Below are 16,025 nucleotides of genomic sequence, written 5' to 3' on the forward strand. Positions count from 1 at the left end.
TGCAGTGCCTGCAGGGCGCAAATAGAGGCGGGAGGACGTGTTAACCTGACGACTCCGCATTGCGCACAACCTTTGCGATATGACCGATCATGAAATCCATGAACAAACGCGCCTTGGGGTCTTGGTGCCGGCGATGCGTGTAAAGGCAGGCCATCTGCACAGGAACCGGCGGCGTCATCGCTGCAACCGGCACCAAACGCCCCGCTTGCAGGTGCTCAGCCACTTCGAAGACAGGCTTCATCGCAATGCCCTGCCCGGATAAGGCCCAATCGGTCAATACGTCGCCGTCATCGCATTCGAACCTGCCTGAAACGGCAAACCGCTTGGGCCCCTCGGGTGTTTCCAATTGCCACTGAAACTCCGTCGCGCCCGGAAAACGAAGGTTCAGGCATTCGTACTTGCCCGAAATCAAATCAGCGCCGGTCTGCGGCATGCCCTTTCGCTGCACGTATTCCGGGGCGGCGCAGAGCACCCTCTGGCAATCAGCGATTTTGCGGATACGTAATGTGCTGTCTTCAGGCTGACCGATGAAAAACGCCAAATCCAACCCTTCGGTCGTCAGGTCCACCGACCTGTCCGTTAGGCGCAGGCGCACGTCGATTTCGGGGTACTTGTCCAAAAACTCAGGCACATGCGGCGCCAATAATCGACGACCGACACCCAATGGCGCAGCAACAAACAAAGACCCGCGCGGCGCTTCGGTCAGGTGGATCACCTGCGCTTCGGCCTCATCCACAGCATCAAGAACCGAGACGGCCCCGGGGTAGAACGCCCTGCCTTGCTCGGTCGGGCTGAGATTGCGCGTCGTACGCTGGAAGAGACGCACGCCAAGGTGATCTTCAAGCTGAGAAATGCGTGCAGATGTCACCGCCGGCGATATGCGCAGATCGCGGCCCGCAGCGGACATGCTGCCCAGATCATAGACGCGAACAAAGGTACGGATATTATCCAGATAGGACATCTTATCGTTTTTTTTGATACAGTTTGACAATATACGGGAATACCGAAGAAAATCGGGTTTGCCTAGTGTTGCGGCACCTTATCGGAGAGACCTCTCATGTTCGAATTCGCCGTATTCTGGGATTGGATGGCGTTTGCGGTGCGTTGGTTGCACGTGATCACCGCGATTGCCTGGATCGGATCATCTTTCTACTTCATCGCGCTGGACCTTGGCCTGAACCGCAACATCCCCGGCCCTGCAGATGGCGAAGAGTGGCAGGTCCATGGCGGCGGTTTCTATCACATCCAGAAATACCTTGTCGCTCCGGATCGCATGCCGGACCACCTGACCTGGTTCAAATGGGAAAGCTATGCGACCTGGCTTAGCGGTGCGGCCCTGCTGATGATTGTCTACTGGGTAGGTGGCGAACTGTATCTGATCGATGCCGAAAAAGCTGATCTGGCGTTGTGGCAGGGCATTCTGATCTCGGCTGCCTCGCTGACAGTGGGCTGGCTGATCTATGACTTCCTTTGCAAGTCAGGACTGGGCGAACGCCCTACCCTGCTGATGGTTTTGTTGTTCATACTGCTCGTCGCTATGGGCTGGGGGTATAACCAGATCTTCACTGGCCGGGCAATGATGCTGCATCTGGGTGCTTTCACCGCCACGATCATGACGGCCAATGTGTTCTTCATCATCATGCCGAACCAGCGGATCGTGGTGGACGACCTCAAGAACGGGCGCACGCCGGATCCGAAGTATGGCAAGATTGCCAAGCTGCGGTCGACCCACAACAACTATCTGACGCTGCCGGTTGTGTTCCTGATGCTGTCGAACCACTATCCGCTGGCCTTTGCGACCGAATACAACTGGATCATCGCAGCACTGGTGTTCCTGATGGGCGTCACCATCCGGCATTACTTTAACACCCGTCACGCCCGCGCAGGCGATCCGACCTGGACCTGGGCCGTGACCGCCCTGCTGTTCATCGCGATCATGTGGCTGTCCACCGCGCCGATGTATAAGCCGCTGGAAGAGGCCGAGGCACAGCCGCTTACGGCCTACGAACAGAAATTTGCTGCCGCAGACGGGTTTGCAGAGGCGCATGACATCGTGCTTGGCCGCTGTTCGATGTGCCACGCGCGCGAACCGGTTTGGGATGGCATCCTCTGGGCTCCGAAAGGCGTATTGCTGGAAACCGAAGGTGATATCGCCCGTAATGCCAGGCAGATATACCTGCAGGCAGGCGTCAGCCATGCCATGCCGCCCGCCAACGTGACCTACATGGAACCTGAAGATCGCGCAGCGATCATCCGTTGGTTCCGCAATGCCGGATCGTGAATCAGGGGCCATACAGGCACATAAACTGCTTATTCGCCGTTTGTGTCGATAATTTCTTTCCCTGCTCTGAAACTGATGCTCTATGTTGAATACAACCAGCCGTCATTTTTCATAAGACGGTGAAACTGATTTCGACTTGGGGCAGTTGGAGCCATTCGATGCGGGGACGCGGGCCACGGGCCTTTGTAAAATACTGTCTGCTCGGCGTGATGGTCGCCTTTCCATCCTCTCTGGCTGCGTTAGAGATAACACTCAATGCGCCCGGTGCGCCAAAGGCGCTGGTTGAGCGTATCGAGGAAACCTCCTCGGTCGCAACGGCGGACAGCAGGGGGTTGGACACGCCCTTGGAAATCCTGTCCGCGGCCTTGTCGGATTACCGAACCATTGTTCAGATTCTGTATGATGAGGGCTATTTCAGCCCCGTCGTCAGCATAAAACTGGATGGGCAGGAAGCGGCTGAGATGAGTTCGCTGACCGTACCCAACGCAATCAACCGCGCGGTCATTACGGTCGAGACAGGGCCGACCTTCACGTTCGGCACCGCCGTCATCGCCCCTGTCGCACCGGAAACAGTCCTGCCCGAGGGCTTCGCCACTGGTAAGCCGGCGACGACCGGGGCCATCCAACGGGCAGTTTCGGACGGGGTGCAGGGGTGGCGCAATGCTGGCCATGCCAAGGCAGAACTTGAGAGCCAAAGCGTTATCGCCCGCCATGCCCAAAGAAGGCTGGATGCCCAGATCGCGCTTGCGCCGGGCCCGCGCCTGACCTTTGGCAAGATGATCATCAAAGGCGACACTGATGTGCGTCATCGGTCGATTGAAAAGATCGCCGGGTTTCCTTCGGGAGAAGTCTTTTCGCCCGAAAATATCCAGAGGGTTGGCACTCGGCTGCGTCGAACCGGCACATTCAGCGTCGTTTCGATCGAAGAAGAAGAGACACCCAACCCGGATGGAACACTGGATTTCATTGCCACGTTCGAAGATTTGCCAAAGCGCCGCCTGACATTCGGGGTCGAGCTTGCTTCGAACGCCGGGCTGGACGTGACTGCGACGTGGACACATCGCAATGTTTTCCGCCGCGCGGAACGATTGCGGTTCGAGGCTGCACTGCGCAACATCGGCGGGACCGAAGATCTGGACGGACGCTTTGGCCTGCGTCTGGATCAACCTGACCGGCTCGGTCCGGACGACAATACTTTCTGGAGCGCGTTGCTGGAGCGGAAGAATACCGACAACTACAACGTTACAATCACCGCCTTGGCCTATGGTGCACGGCGCACTTTTTCGGATCGGTTATACGCCGAAGCATCGGCCGGGTTTCAATGGTCAGATGCGGATGATGCCTTTGGCGATGGGCGTAAGTTCCGGTACTTCATCCTTCCGCTGCGGTCAGAATGGGACCAGCGCGACAGCAAGGTCAGCGCTACCCGGGGTTTCTATCTGGATGCGCAGGCGATGCCCTTTGTCGGGCTTTCAGGCACGGAAACTGGTCTTAGGCTGTTTTTCGACGGACGCGGCTATACAAGTCTGCGCACAGGCGGGCGAATCGTGCTGGCTGGCCGCGTGCAACTTGGCTCGGTAATCGGCCCAGCCTTAGACGGGGTGACGCCGGATTTCCTGTTTTTCTCAGGCGGTGCCGGAACGGTGCGCGGGCAACCGTTTGAAAGCCTGGGCATCCCGGTCAATGGTGGCGTCGCAGGCGGCAAATCCTTTCTTGGGCTTTCCGGTGAAATCCGCGGCAAGATTACCGATGCGATATCGCTTGTCGGGTTCTATGATTTCGGTACCGTAGACACGTCCTCGTTCATTGGCAGCGGTGCCGAGTATCACTCGGGCGCAGGCCTTGGGGTACGGTATGATCTGGGCGGCTTTGGCCCGCTGCGTCTTGACCTGGCCCTGCCGGTTCAGGGCGACACGGATGGCGGACTGCAGTTTTATATCGGGATCGGACAGGCATTTTGATACGGCAGTATTCATATCCGGTTGTAACAACGGTGCTGATCCTGACCGCACCGCCCGTTTTTGCGCAGCAGGACGACGGCGGCGGCAGCATGCTAGAGCGGTTCCTGCAGGACACCCTGTCAGGTGACGATCAGAACGTAACCGTGAAAGGCCTGCAAGGCGCGCTGAGCGCACGCGCCACGATCGAAGAGATCACCGTTTCTGACGACGAAGGCGTCTGGCTAACCATCAAACAGGCCGAACTGGACTGGAACAGGCTCGCCCTGATCCGGGGGCGGTTCTCGGTCAATGCTCTGACCGCGCAAGAGATCGACATCGCGCGCGCACCCGGTACAACCACCAAGGACACGCCGGAGCCTGCGGCTGAAACTCAGCCGTTTGAGCTGCCAGAGTTACCGGTTTCGGTTGAGATCGGGGAAATCCGAATCAATGAGCTGTTGCTGGGTGAGCCATTGATTGGTGTTGCCGCTGCACTTTCGGTGACCGGCAATCTCTCGTTGGCCGATGGCACGCTGGATACCAACCTGGACATAACCCGGCTGGACCGTGCTGGCGACAGGGTGACTCTGACAGCCGGGTTCCAGAACGCGTCGCGTGAAATCAATCTGGATTTGGATGTGAGTGAGGCTGAGGGCGGCGTTATCTCTACGGCGCTAAAAATCCCCGACAGCCCCGCGATTGGGTTCACCGCCAAGGGAGCCGGTCCACTAACGGATTTCACAGCCGATATTGCCCTGAGCAGTGACAGACAGCCGAGAGTTACCGGACAGGTTCAACTGCGCGCCGCAGAAACCGGCGCGGCGGACGGAATAGCGTTCACCGCCGATCTGGGCGGTGACCTGACCCCGTTCATGGCCGAGGATCTTGACCCGTTCTTTGGGCCAAATACACGCGTGTTTGTCAACGGTCAGACCAAGCCACAAGGCGCGCTGGACCTTCCTGATATTGAACTGACCACGCAAGCCCTTGATTTGAAGGGCGAACTGCAACTGGCCGAGGGCGGCACGTTGGAAATGGTGGCCCTGCAGGGCCGGATCACACCACCTGACGGAGAAACCGTGGTCTTGCCAGTCAGTGGCGGGGATACCTCGATTGAGGCAGCACAGATTTCTGCGTTGTTTGATCGCGCAAACGGGAACCTCTGGGACTTGAGCCTGACGGCAGATGCGTTTCAATCGCCCCAAGCGAGCCTGAGGGATGCCGCGATCACAGCACAGGGCACGCTGGAACAGGGCGACGCCTTCAGCATACAGGGCGATCTTCAAGCCATTGTGGATGGGGTTGATCTGAACGATCAAGCCATCAATACCGCTTTGGGGGACCGCCTGACGCTGGACGGCCAGTTCGACTATGGCAGCGACCAAACCTTGAACCTGTCCGGGTTCGAACTGGTCGGAACTGACTATACCTTAGCACTGGATGCGCTGATCGACGGGCTGGACACTGGCTTGACGGTGGATGGCTCCGCCGTGCTCAACGCAACGGATCTGGCCCGGTTTTCAGACCTGGCGCAGCTTGACCTTGGCGGTCAGGCATCGGCTCGGATCGACGGCAACGGCTCAACGTTAGAGGGCAGTTTTGATGGTAAATTGACTGTTGAAGGTCGCAATCTAGTGACAGGTCGCGACGACATCGACCCGATCATCAAGGGGGAAACAACGATTACCGTGGATGGCAGCCGTGGCAGTGGCGGCATCACCATCCGCGAATTTGCGCTGAATAGCGCGGCTGCGCAGGCGCAGGCCAACGGAGACATCACAACCCCCAATGGCAACCTGACCATCGACGGACAAGCCAGCGTTACAGCGTCTGACCTGTCTGTTTTTTCCGGATTGGCAAAACGTGACCTTGGTGGCGCGCTGCAGGCAAAGGTAGTCGGGAAAGGCGCGGTACAGACGCTGGAATTTGACGGCACGGCCAGTGTGACCGGTCAGGACATCAAGACCGGGATGTCAGAGATTGATCCTCTGCTGGCAGGCAAAACCGTGATCAATTGGGATGGCGCGTATTCAGGCGACCGGATCGAAATTCGCGAGGCGACGGTGAACGGCGCCGCCTTGACCGCACAGGTTGCCGCAACGGTTGATGATCCGACCAGCAATCTGGCCATAGACGGCAATGCCCGCATTAATGCTCCTGATCTGTCGCTGTTCTCGGGGCTGGCAAAACGCGATCTGGGCGGTTCGATCGCGGCCAATATCCAAGGGAACGCGGCCATTGCCAACGGGATTTTCGATATTCAGGGCGAGGTGAACGCAGACGACATTCGAACCGGCATCGAAATGGTCGATACCTTGATCCAAGGCCGCACCACCCTAAACATCGACGCCGCGAACGGTGAACAAGGGGTGGATATCCGCACCTTTCGCCTGACGGGCACCGCCCTCACCGCAACGGCATCGGGCCAGCTGGACCGCGAGGCCGGAGGGCTAAGCTTCAATGCCCGGCTTGATGATCTGGCCCGCGTCAACACCTTGGTGTCCGGGCCACTGACACTGGACGGTAATGTTGCCCCAACGCCTTCAGGGCTGGAAGGCACCACACGGTTGACCGGGCCCGACAGTTCTTATGCGGAATTGACCGGAACCGTAGACTCGGATGGCTCGGCCGATCTGGATTTCGATGCCAAACTGAACAGGATCGAACGCTTTGCGCCCGAGTTCCCTGGCACTGTTGCGGCAATTGGCAACGCTAAACGTAACGGTGGCGTATGGACCATCGACGGGTCGGCAAATGGCCCTGCCGAGATTAGCAGCACGATCAAAGGAACATTTGATGAGACCTCGGGCGAGGCCGATCTTGAGGCGCAGGGCGGCATCAATTTGGGTGTGGCCAATCTCTTTATTTCGCCCAACAAGATTGAAGGAACCGCGCGGCACAATCTAAGGCTACGGGGGAAACCCGGTCTTGGCGCGCTAAGCGGGTCCATCACCACCTCTGGTACGTCGCTTGCGCTGCCCGGTATCGGACAGACAGTCACCGGCATCAGCGGATCGGTTGAGCTTGCGGAAAGCCGGGCAACGATCTCGCTGAGCGGAGGAATGCGTGCAGGCGGAAACTTTACCGTGTCCGGCCCCTTGGACCTTACGCCACCGCTGAACGCGAACATAGTTACACGTCTCAACAACCTCGTGCTTACGGACAAATTGCTGTACGAGACTACACTGAATGGCGAAATCGCCATGACCGGCACCCTGGCGGGTAACAGTGCACTTACCGGTCAGATCACGTTTGAAGAAACGAACATAAACCTTGCCGCGGCATCAGGTGCCGTAGGGGCCGCGCCGATCCCCGAGATCGAACACTTAGATGAAAGCCAACCGGTCTTCATCACCCGCGAACGGGCGGGGCTGGTTGTTGAGGAAGGTCAAACCAAGAGCGAATCCCGCATCGCGTTGGACATCAGTCTGCTGGCACCCAAGGCGGTTTTTGTCCGCGGTCGGGGCGTGAACGCGGAACTGGGTGGAAGGCTGTTTATCGGCGGCACGACGACCTCGATCATTCCATCCGGGCAAATTGAACTGATCCGTGGTAACTTTGATATTCTGGGGCGCAGGCTGGCGCTAACCAAGGGGCTTGTGACGTTACAAGGGGACCTGAAACCCTATATCGAATTCGCCTCGTCCACCAGCACATCCGACGGCACTGCCACCATCGAAATCGCCGGGCCACTGGATTCGCCCAAGGTTGATGTTTTCTCGGACCCTGAACGCCCCGCCGAGGAAGCGCTGGCCATGCTCTTGTTCGGCAATCGTTTTTCGGAAATCTCACCGTTTGTGATTGCCCAGATGGCGGCGTCGCTGGCGCAACTCAGCGGCGCAGTCGGAGACACAACCAAGGGGCTGCGCGAGGCTGCGGGCGTGGACACAGTGGATATCGGTGCAAGCGAAGGTGGTACCGGGCGCCTGGGTGCCGGGGCATACCTGAGCGATAACCTTTACACCGATTTCACCGTCAACACGGAAGGCGACACCGAAGTGAACCTGAACCTTGATGTCACTGACAGTTTCACCGTGCGCGGCACGGTGGACGGGCGCGGTGAAACTGGGCTCGGTGTGTTTTTCGAACGCGATTACTAGCGACGTCACTCGGCATCAACTAATTTTTCGACCCGTGGCGTGAGCCCGGTTGAAGCGTGAATCTACTTGGATCAGGGCCGCCACGCGTGGACCTTTGAAAAGACAAAAAAGCGGGACTGTTGCAGCCCCGCCTTTTCCAGATTGTCACTAACAAAGAGTTACTCTGCCGCGATCGCGTCCCCGATCTTTTCAACGCGAATGGCCGCGAACTTGAACTCGGGGATCTTCCCATAGGGATCGATGGCCGAATTGGTCAGAACATTCGCAGCCGCCTCAACGAAGGCGAAGGGGATGAAGACCATGTCCTCGGCAATGGCCCGGTCGGCGCGGGCCATGATCTCGATCGAGCCGCGACGCGTGGTCAGGCGGACCATCTCGCCCGGTTCAATTCCCATCAGCTTGAGCGTGCGCGGGTTCATCGAACAGTTCGCTTCAGGCTCGACCGCGTCCAGAACCGTGCTTCGGCGAGTCATTGCGCCGGTGTGCCAATGCTCAAGTTGGCGGCCAGTGGTGGCAATCATCGGGTATTCCGCATCCGGTGCTTCATCCGGTGGGATAACACTGGCCGGCGTGAACTTGGCCTTGCCGCCTGCCCGTGGGAATCCGTCGCCAAACACGATGGACTGACCTGGATCAGTCTCACTCAGCGACGGGTATGTGATCGAGGCGTTTTCCAACCGCTCCCACGTGATGTTGTCCAGCGACGCCATGGTCAGCTTCATCTCGGCAAACACCTCGGAAACGTCTGTGTATTCCCAGTTCAGCCCGATGTGCTGCGCCAGTTCGACTGTGATTTTCCAGTCCTCACGCGCATCCCCCGGAGGTGCCACGGCAGGCCGCACACGCTGCACCTGACGGTTGGTGTTCGAGGTGGTCCCGTTCTTTTCATACAGCGCCGAGGCCGGCAGGATGATATCGGCGTAGTTTGCCGTTTCGGTCAGGAAGATATCCTGCACGATCATCAGATCGAGCTTGGCCAACGCGTCGCGTGCGTGGTTCACATCCGGGTCGGACATCGCGGGGTTTTCACCCATGATGTACATACCCTTGATGTTACCCGCATAGGCCTGATCAATGATCTCAGTAACTGTCAGGCCTTTTTCATTCGAAAAGTCGTCTGAGTTCCAGACGTTGTTGAACTTGGCCCGGATGTTGTCATCGGTCACAGTCTGATAGTCCGGCAGGAACATCGGGATCAGGCCCGCGTCAGATGCGCCCTGCACGTTGTTCTGACCACGCAGCGGATGCAGGCCCGCACCGGGTTTCCCAACGTTGCCAGTCATCAGAGCCAGCGAAATCAGGCAGCGCGAGTTATCCGTACCGTGGATATGCTGGCTGACGCCCATACCCCAGAAGATCAGACCGGCCTTGGCCTGTGCAAAGGTACGCGCCACGCGGCGTATCTGATCGGGTTCGATACCGCAGATCGGGGCCATCGCCTCGGGCGTGAACTGGCGCAGATGTTCTTTTTCTGCCGCCCAATCCTCGGTCCAGCGGTGGATGTACTGGCTGTCATACAGTTCTTCTTCGACGATCACGTTCATGATCGCGTTGAGCATCGAAACATCCGCCCCCGGACGGAATTGCAGCATCTCGCTTGCGAATTTGCGCATGCCGACGCCGCGCGGGTCCATCACAATCAACTTGCCGCCGCGCTTGGCGAACTGCTTGAAATAGGTCGCCGCGACAGGATGGTTTTCGACCGGGTTCGCCCCGATGATGATCGCCACATCAGCGTTTTCGATCTCGTTGAAGGTCGCAGTCACAGCGCCCGAACCCACGTTTTCGATCAGCGCCGCAACGGACGACGCATGGCACAGACGGGTGCAGTGGTCGACGTTGTTGTGCTTGAAACCCTGACGGATGAACTTCTGGAACAGGTAGGCCTCTTCGTTGGTACACTTGGCCGAACCAAACCCTGCGACGCTGCGCGGGTCTTCGTCGCGCAAGGCCATCAGCTTGGTGGCGGCCAGATCCATCGCCTCTTCCCAGGTCGCTTCGCGGAAATGGGTCGACAGGTTGCCTGGATCGACGTTCAAACCCTTCTCGGGCGCGTCCTCACGCCGGATCAGAGGCTTGGTCAGGCGGTGCGGGTGGTGGATATAGTCAAAGCCAAAGCGGCCTTTAACGCACAAGCGGCCTTCGTTTGCAGGGCCGTTGATGCCCTCGACATACTTGACCTTGCCGTCCTTGACCTTCAGCGAGACTTTGCAGCCCACACCGCAGAAAGGGCAGACGCTTTCGGTTTCGCTATCGTAGTCCTTGCTGTCGCCCTTTTGCTGATCATCCAGCACCGTTGCGGGCATAAGTGCGCCGGTCGGGCAGGCCTGAACGCATTCGCCACAGGCCACACAGGTTGAATCACCCATCAGGTCGTTCTGGTCGAACACCACCTGCGAGGTATGCCCGCGACCGGCCATGCCGATCACGTCATTCACCTGAACTTCGCGGCAGGCACGGACACAGAGGTTACAATTGATGCAGGCGTCCAGATTGACGCGCATCGCAACGTGGCTGTCATCCAGCAGTGGGATTTTTTCAGGCTCTTTCGCGGGGAAACGGCTGTTGCTGACATCGTTCAGCTTAGCCATGTCCCAGAAATGGCTGGACTTGTCATGCGCTTCTTCAGGCTGGTCGGCGACCAGCAACTCCATGACCATCGCGCGCGATTTCTCAGCACGCTCTGAGTCGGTCTTCACCACCATTCCCTCTGCCGCAGGACGGATGCACGAGGCGACCAGAGTGCGCTCGCCTTCCACCTCGACCATGCAGGCGCGGCAGTTGCCATCCGGGCGATACCCCGGCTGCGGCTTGTGGCACAGGTGAGGAATGGTGAACCCCTGCCCCTTGGCGGCTTCCCAGATGGTCCAGCCTTCGGGCACGGTGACGTCTTGTCCATTCAGGTTGAAGGTGACGGTCTTGGTTGGGCTTGCATCAAGCATGGCTGTCTCCTTCAGATTTCGTCAGCAAAATGTTTCATGACCAGACGGATCGGGTTCGGGGCCGCTTGCCCCAGACCGCAGATCGAGGCATCGCCCATGACCTGACACAGGTCTTCCAGCAGGTCTTGATCCCATTTGTCGGCCTGCATCAGCTTTACCGCCTTTTCGCAGCCCGCCCGGCAAGGGGTGCACTGGCCGCAGCTTTCATCTTCGAAGAAGCGCAGCATGTTCAGCGCCGCATCGCGGGCTGTGTCCTGATCAGATAGAACGACCACGGCAGCGGACCCGATAAAGGTGCCCAGCGGTTGCAATGTGTCGAAATCAAGTGGTACGTCGTTGATTGACGCGGGCAAGAGGCCAGAGGACGGCCCACCCGGTTGATAGGCCTTGAACACGTTGCCCTCAGCCATACCGCCGGCGGCATCAATCACGTCAAGGATGGTCGACCCCGCAGGCAAAAGGTAGACACCCGGCTGCGCGACCCGGCCCGAGACCGAATAGCTGCGCAGGCCTTTGCGGCCATTCTTTTCAACTGAATTCAGGATCTGCGGCCCCTCGCGGCAGATTTTCGACACCCAATAAAGTGTCTCGACATTGTGGACCAAAGTTGGGCGGTTAAAGACCCCAACCTGCGCCACAAACGGAGGACGATGACGCGGCAGGCCCTTCTTGCCCTCAATCGATTCGATCATCGCGGATTCTTCACCGCAAATATAAGCACCGGCACCGCGACGCAGGTCGATGTAGCCTTTTTCGACAATGCCTGCGTCTTCCAACGCCGAAATCTCGCGGCGCAGAATTTCCAGAACCGCCGGGTATTCATCGCGCATGTAGATGAAGCAGGTCTGCGCCTCGACCGCCCAGGCGGCAATCAGCATACCCTCAAGGAATACATGCGGAGTGCGCTCAAGGTAGTAGCGGTCTTTGAAGGTGCCCGGCTCGCCCTCGTCGCCATTCACGGCCAGATAACGCGGACCTTCGTTCATGCGAACAAAACCCCACTTTTTACCGGACGGGAAGCCAGCACCGCCCAGACCACGCAGACCCGAGGACAGGACGTCTTCCTGCACCTTTTCCCAATCGCCGCCCTCACGCAGCTCTTTCAGTTTGGCGTAACCACCTTCGGCCTCATAGGTCGCGAAGGTTTCGTAGTCAGGCAGATGGGCATGCGTATCATCGGCAGCAATCGCCGCCTGCACCTTTTCCGGGGTCGCATGGTCGATGTGATTGTGACCGATCTCAAGCACAGGGGCCGTATCACAACGCCCCATGCAGGGCGCGCGCAGGACACGAACTTGTGATGCATCCAACCCATCTTCCAGCGCCTTTTGCAACTGCTGGGCACCGGCCATTTCGCAGGACAGAGAATCACAAACCCGGATCGTCAGCGCGGGCGGAGGGACCTCATCCTCTTTGACCACATCGAAATGGGCATAGAAGGTGGCCGTTTCATAGATTTCGGCCTGACCGACCCGCATTTCCACTGCCAACGCAGCGATGTGATCGGCGCTTATGTGGCCGTGCGCATCCTGAATTAAGTGCAGAAATTCAATAAGTAAGTCCCGGCGTCGCGGTCGGTCGCCCAAAAGGGCTGCGATTTCGGCCTGCGCCTCGTCCGTGAATTGACGGCCCTTGGGTGTGTGCCGTCCCTTGCCTTTACCTGACTTCCAGACGCCCTTGGGGGCGCCGGATGGCTTGGTATCTAATGGTGCCATGATGTCCTCCGATTGAGAGTCCGAATGTCATCAGACTAGCATATCGTCAAATCGCATATTTCAATCGCACGATAAGGAAATATTATTGCTCCAAAGACGTCACCACATCACGCAAAGCATCAACCGTTGGCAGTTCTGGTTCACGGATCAAGGTGGCCAGACAAATCGGTTTGCTGACCACCGGATCGACCAGCGGTAACACCCTGGTCCCCGTCAGATCACCCAAGGCGCGTACCAGAACGTGGGGGACGACGGTTGCCGCCAGCCCCTCGCACGCCATGACCATTGAGGCGGAAAAACCACTGGTTTCCGCAACCACGTCCGGATGCAAACCATGCTCGGCAAAAATTCGGTCAAGAATACGCCGGTTTTGCATCTGAGGCTCAAGCAGGCTCAGCGGGAATTCGGCTACTCGACCCCACGGAATTGGGCCGGTTTCATCCGTCATATGTGTTGGGACCAACAGCACATAGGTCTCTTCGTACAGCGGCTGCACTCTGCGCAAGTCAGTGCCGATACTGTCGCCATAGGTCACTCCGGCATCTATGCTGCCTTCGTCCAGCCGGTACTGTATCACGGTGGAGGACAGGGTTTCGATCCGGGTCACAATACGAGGATGCGCGTCCCGCAGGTGCTTGATCAGATGCCCCGTGAATGCAATCGCCGTTGGGATCACACCCAGAATCAAAGTGCCGGTAATCTCACCCTTTACCGCCAGAACCTGCTGTTCCAGCGCTTTGGTGTCGTCGAGGATGCGCCGCGCCCGCTGGACGATCATCGCGCCTTCTTCGGTCAGCCCCTGAAACCGGTTCGCACGGCGGACAATCGAAACGCCAAGCCGGTCTTCGAGATTGCGAATACGCATCGAAAAGGCAGGCTGCGAGATCCCGCATTCTTCGGCCGCTTTGGCAAAATGTCGGTGCCGCGCGAGGGCGCTGAGCAATTGTAGGTCACGGATTTCGATCATTTCAGGGCGTCTCACAAGGCAAATCAGCCCCCACCTTAACGGCGGGCGTGCTGCATAGAAACGAATGAATTGACCCGGACTGTCGCATTTAGCCAGCAACACGCGGAGCGCTTTCCAGTGCCCGTGATCGCGCGGGATAAACCGATTGTGAGCTTCACGGCAAGTTAAGTCATTCGTGAAGAAAAACTCGATACTACGTGTGAGGACAGCACAGTTCAAAGGGAGGACGACGTGTTACTCAAGAAACTCGCCGCGCGTATTATTCGGCGCGCAGAAAACCGTATCGGTGTTAAACTGGATTATACTCACAAGATCGCGGAGACCGACATGGGTCTTCTCATGCGGTACAACCGCATTTTCGGGTTTCTCGACCCGAACAAACACGTTCCCGCACTGGCATATCACACGGCCCGCATGCGCGGCGCGATTGCTGCAGATTGCGGTATCTGTGTAGAAGCGGAAATCAACCTTGCGGGGCAAGCAGGCCTTGACGAAGCAACGATAGATGCAGTGTTGCGATCCGATTATTCAGAGCTTCCCGAGGATGTGACGGCCGTCGCAAATCTGACAGATGCGGTTGTTGGTCGACACGAGGATGACACTGAGGCACGTGAAATCATCAAGACAGCTTATGGAGACGCTGGTTTGATTGAGGTGAGTTTTGCCATGAACGGCGCGGCGCTTCTTCCGAACATCAAACGCGCGATGGGATACGCCACAGTGTGCGATATCGCAGTTCTGCGCAGGCGGGCCTGGTTGTCGGCAGGCTGAACAGCCCTGACGACGATGGGCACAGCGGCCCAACTCAAAACAGGTCAGATTGGTCGGAAACGCCCGGATCAGGTATTGAACAGGAAGTGCATGACATCGCCATCCTTGACGATGTACCCCTTGCCCTCGGCCCGCATTTTACCAGCTTCTTTCGCCCCCTGCTCGCCATTGGCGGCGATGTAGTCGTCATAGGCGATGGTCTCGGCGCGGATGAACCCTTTCTCAAAATCGCCATGGATTACGCCAGCGGCCTGCGGTGCGGCGGTGCCGGTGCGAATGGTCCAGGCGCGGGCCTCTTTCGGGCCGACGGTGAAATAGGTTTCCAGCTTCAGCAGATCGTAGCCGGCGCGGATCAGACGGTCGAGGCCGGGTTCTTCCAGACCCATCTCTTCGAGGAACATCTGCGCCTCATCCTCTTCCAGCAGGCTGATCTCTTCCTCGATCTTGGCGCTGATGATAACATGCGCGTTGCCCTGCGCCGCGGCCATTTCGGCCACGCGGGCAGAGTATTCGTTGCCTTCGGCAGCTTCTTCCTCGGACACGTTGCAGACATAAAGCACTGGCTTGGTCGTCAACAGCTGCAGCATCTTCCACGCCTTGGCGTCTTCGTCCGAAACCTCGACCAAACGCGCGGGTTTGCCACTTTCCAACATAGCCTGAGCGTCGGCAAGAAGGCGGTCTTGCTGCTGCGCTTCCTTATCGTTGCCCTTCAGCTTGCGCACCAGATTAGCGCGTCGCTTTTCGATGCTTTCCAGATCGGCCAACATCAGCTCGGTTTCGATCGTGTCGGCATCCGCGACCGGATCCACGCGACCGTCAACATGGGTTACATCGCCATCTTCGAAACAGCGCAGGACATGGGCGATGGCGTCGGTCTCACGGATATTGGCAAGGAACTGATTGCCCAGCCCTTCGCCTTTGGACGCGCCTTTGACCAATCCGGCAATGTCCACAAACGTCATGCGCGTCGGGATAATCTGCTTGGACGACGCAATCGCCGCCAACTTGTCCAGCCGCGCGTCAGGAACCGCCACGTCGCCCACGTTGGGCTCAATGGTGCAGAACGGGAAGTTCGCCGCCTGGGCAGCGGCGGTTTTGGTCAACGCATTAAACAGGGTCGACTTGCCGACATTCGGCAGACCCACGATTCCCATTTTAAAGCCCATCCTGCCCTCCTGAAGCGATACGACGGCGTCTTCTAGGCGTGTCCGGGGAAATGCGCAAGCCGGACTGCTGATTGGTCGGTTAGCCCGATTGGAAACATCACGTAAACGTTCGTCATCTGTGAACTTGGGCTTATTGAAAACCA

9 protein-coding genes are annotated in these 16,025 nt (G+C 58.2%); 4 read left to right on the plus strand and 5 right to left on the minus strand.

Going from position 1 to position 16,025, the window contains the following annotated elements:
* Positions 1-40: 40 nt before the first annotated feature.
* The gene (locus LCM21_RS05225) at positions 41-961 is read right to left on the minus strand and encodes a LysR family transcriptional regulator (RefSeq protein ID WP_224889615.1); all 921 of its coding nucleotides are present in this window, start codon (positions 959-961) and stop codon (positions 41-43) included.
* Positions 962-1,057: 96 nt separating this feature from the next.
* Between LCM21_RS05225 and LCM21_RS05230 the strand changes: the two genes are divergently transcribed.
* From LCM21_RS05230 to LCM21_RS05240, 3 genes are all read left to right on the plus strand, one after another.
* A complete protein-coding gene (locus LCM21_RS05230) occupies positions 1,058-2,281 on the plus strand; it encodes a urate hydroxylase PuuD (protein ID WP_224889616.1) in 1,224 nt (407 codons plus the stop codon).
* Positions 2,282-2,439: 158 nt separating this feature from the next.
* Positions 2,440-4,242 (plus strand): autotransporter assembly complex protein TamA, encoded by a 1,803-nt coding sequence (locus LCM21_RS05235; RefSeq protein WP_224889617.1) that lies wholly within the window; start codon positions 2,440-2,442, stop codon positions 4,240-4,242.
* Positions 4,239-8,321, plus strand: a complete 4,083-nt coding sequence (locus LCM21_RS05240; protein WP_224889618.1) for a translocation/assembly module TamB domain-containing protein — start codon at positions 4,239-4,241, stop codon at positions 8,319-8,321. The genes LCM21_RS05235 and LCM21_RS05240 overlap by 4 nt, the downstream gene beginning before the upstream one ends.
* Positions 8,322-8,479: 158 nt before the next feature.
* On the opposite strand, the gene fdhF is transcribed toward LCM21_RS05240, so the two are convergent.
* The 3 genes from fdhF to LCM21_RS05255 all read right to left on the minus strand — a co-directional run bounded on the left by fdhF (position 8,480) and on the right by LCM21_RS05255 (position 13,945).
* On the minus strand, positions 8,480-11,263 hold the full coding sequence (gene fdhF / locus LCM21_RS05245; RefSeq protein WP_224889619.1) for a formate dehydrogenase subunit alpha: 2,784 nt from the start codon (positions 11,261-11,263) through the stop codon (positions 8,480-8,482).
* Positions 11,264-11,274: 11 nt separating this feature from the next.
* Positions 11,275-12,978: an NAD(P)H-dependent oxidoreductase subunit E gene (locus LCM21_RS05250; RefSeq protein WP_224889620.1), complete on the minus strand. Its 1,704-nt coding sequence runs from the start codon at positions 12,976-12,978 to the stop codon at positions 11,275-11,277.
* A gap of 82 nt (positions 12,979-13,060) precedes the next feature.
* Positions 13,061-13,945: a LysR family transcriptional regulator gene (locus LCM21_RS05255; RefSeq protein WP_224889621.1), complete on the minus strand. Its 885-nt coding sequence runs from the start codon at positions 13,943-13,945 to the stop codon at positions 13,061-13,063.
* 231 nt (positions 13,946-14,176) lie between these two features.
* Between LCM21_RS05255 and LCM21_RS05260 the strand changes: the two genes are divergently transcribed.
* The gene (locus tag LCM21_RS05260) at positions 14,177-14,716 is read left to right on the plus strand and encodes a carboxymuconolactone decarboxylase family protein (protein ID WP_224889622.1); all 540 of its coding nucleotides are present in this window, start codon (positions 14,177-14,179) and stop codon (positions 14,714-14,716) included.
* A gap of 68 nt (positions 14,717-14,784) precedes the next feature.
* Here LCM21_RS05260 and ychF read toward each other — a convergent pair whose 3' ends face one another.
* Complete coding sequence (gene ychF / locus LCM21_RS05265; protein ID WP_068337730.1) at positions 14,785-15,882, minus strand: redox-regulated ATPase YchF; 1,098 nt, start codon at positions 15,880-15,882, stop codon at positions 14,785-14,787.
* Between the last annotated feature and the right edge of the window lie 143 nt (positions 15,883-16,025).

It is taken from the genome of Ruegeria profundi (genome assembly GCF_020171505.1).
GTDB classification, from domain to species: domain Bacteria; phylum Pseudomonadota; class Alphaproteobacteria; order Rhodobacterales; family Rhodobacteraceae; genus Ruegeria; species Ruegeria profundi.